Origin of the sequence: Shewanella sp. BJSY2023SW007, from assembly GCF_047314525.1 — a bacterium.
GTDB classification, from domain to species: Bacteria; Pseudomonadota; Gammaproteobacteria; order Enterobacterales; family Shewanellaceae; genus Shewanella; species Shewanella chilikensis.
This window is the reverse complement of sequence record NZ_JBKORL010000029.1, coordinates 1-2,193: the sequence shown is the minus strand read 5'-3', so window position 1 is coordinate 2,193 and position 2,193 is coordinate 1. Positions and strand designations below refer to the sequence as shown.

The 2,193-nt window shown below is 44.0% G+C and carries 2 protein-coding genes; both read right to left on the bottom strand.

All coding sequences use genetic code 11. The annotated features are described in order from the left end of the window. Positions 1 to 287: 287 nt before the first annotated feature. Positions 288 to 1,133, bottom strand: coding sequence for an AraC family ligand binding domain-containing protein (locus tag ACMHXE_RS06120; RefSeq protein WP_413731679.1), 846 nt, complete (start codon positions 1,131 to 1,133; stop codon positions 288 to 290). 397 nt (positions 1,134 to 1,530) lie between these two features. Then, on the bottom strand, positions 1,531 to 1,995 hold the full coding sequence (locus ACMHXE_RS06115) for a hypothetical protein (RefSeq protein ID WP_413731678.1): 465 nt from the start codon (positions 1,993 to 1,995) through the stop codon (positions 1,531 to 1,533). Positions 1,996 to 2,193 lie beyond the last annotated feature (198 nt).

The window sequence follows — 2,193 nt, the reverse complement described above, 5'->3', positions numbered from 1 at the left end:
GTCGCTCGCTAACGTGGTTTGAGAGAACACAACAGCTGAAACCAATGCCATTGCCACACTTATATTTTTCATATCAACTCCTTATGATTAACCAAGGTGCAACATCATGCTATCCGCTGTATGCTTTTTGTCCATATCACTAAAGTATTATCTCAGTAACACTTTGTATCATCCTACTGATGTTTAAGCCCTTTAGCGGATAGCTTTAGTGGCCAAATTAAGGTGATATTCTGATTGGAATAGGTACAAGAAAGGAGTACAATCTTAGAAAATTAAGGTGTATAACACTATGATTCAAAAGAGTTTATTTTTGGATTGATGAATTGACGGTTCAAATGGCTTTGGTCGCAAAATCCTGAGTCCTGTGCCACCTGGATCGGTGAAGCGCCCAGCCGCAACAACTTTCGCGCCAGAATTAATCTTACCTGAGTCTGATATTGGTGCGGGGTTAAACCAAATTGTGCCTTGAATTGCCTGAGTAACACAAAAGGCGGCAGCTGTACCAGATTGGCCAGTTCCTGGAGCGAGATGTTACTGCTGCAACTGTCTTCCAGAAACTGCCTGGCCCTATTCAGCAGGGGGCCTGCCTGGACAGGAGCAGCGGGCTTCAGCCGACCGTGACGCAGCATCAACAGGCTGAGGGTTTCGTACAAGAGGCTTTCCCGTTGCAGGCGATTACTCGAATAGTTGAGCGCTTCATGGGTGATGGCTATCAGGTGCGCCAATAGAGGGTCCTGTACCACGGGCTCGGCAAACCAGGGCACCTGTTGCTTGCTGCACAGTGCCAGTTCGGCAAACTGCTCAGGGGTAGGGTAAAGTGCCCGATACGACCAGCCATTTTCTGTTGCCGAACGGCCGTTATGCACCTCATCTGCATTCACCAGAATGATGCTGTGTTTGGGGGCAACATGATCTCCGCCACTTCGGAAAAACCGCTGGGCACCACTGTCTATGATTCCCAAGGTGAAGCCTTCATGACTGTGGCGGCCAAAGTTCTGCTGATGATAGCTGGCACTGAGAGTTTCCAGGCCGCCAAGTTCTTCGGCCAGACGATAAGTCGCCCGTTCCCGCCCTTGCCTGCGGGACTTGTGGCGCAGCGATTTGCTTTGCTGTGCATTGGCTGTTTCGGCCATCTTTATTCCCCTGTCAGTCTCTCTATCCTGCATATTAACCAGTTTACCTGGCGTTGTTTTGGATATTTTTGCACGCAGGCGAGTACCTGATTAGCTAAGACTCCCCGGGGATTGTACGGCCAATCCTGGCCGCCATGGAGCAACAAGAATAAGTGTTAAGGTATGATTGAGTGAAAAGGGCGCCACACAGTTAGACCAAATTTTAAACTGTAACCAAATCAATTGATTAAATTTTGGCGTAAAGGTTGACTCGGATAGAAAGGTTAATCCAAACCCCAGTAAATTTTAAGAAGAAATTTATCAAACCAACTCTAACTTGTACCTATATCGATGCTCAAACTCAGGGCGACCTCATTGCAGATGTCTTTACCCGGTAATAAGCGCATCAACCCATTCATTACATTATCAATTCTTTAACTACTTCTTCTATTGTGAGTTTCTTTTCTGATTTAATCTCTATCGAATCGGTTAATGGTGGAAAGTCTGTTCTACAGAAAGAAGGTGATACTTTATATGAGTAATCTCTTTCTCCTTCTTTGTAGGTTATTTCGTCGCCATGTAGTGATATAGGACAATCAACATCGAATTGTAGGGCAAAAATGGATTTTATAATTACATTGCCATCCTCTTCTATTATTTCATTATTGATAGAGTCGAATCGATCCGAAAAGAACCCTCCTAACATATCATCAGCATCAAACTCGTTTATATTAGGGTTGGTACATGTGAATTTTATGCTTGGAGATAGCTCTAAACCGTCAATTTCTATGATTGGGTAATGTTTATCCTCCACTATTTTTGTTATATCAGACGTGCGTAACTTCTGTGTGGCAAAAAACGTAAAACATTTTACTTCTATCATTTTTCTTTAAAAACAATTGGATGGATTATTGGTATGAAATTATATTTCTCGCTGAATGTCAATGCGAATCGGCAGTTTAGCACGGCAGTTGCAGAAATCATGGTGATCCGCACCGCTAATACAGGACACGCTACTAAGCAACACTCTTTAGTTCGTAGTTTTCTGGACTGATATAGCCCAGAGCACTGTGCCTTCTTG

Excerpts from the sequence above, each read along its gene's own strand:
- ACMHXE_RS06115 (WP_413731678.1), bottom strand. The coding sequence starts at position 1,995 with ATGATAGAAGTAAAATGTTTTACGTTTTTTGCCACACAGAAGTTACGC.
- ACMHXE_RS06120 (WP_413731679.1), bottom strand. The coding sequence starts at position 1,133 with ATGGCCGAAACAGCCAATGCACAGCAAAGCAAATCGCTGCGCCACAAG.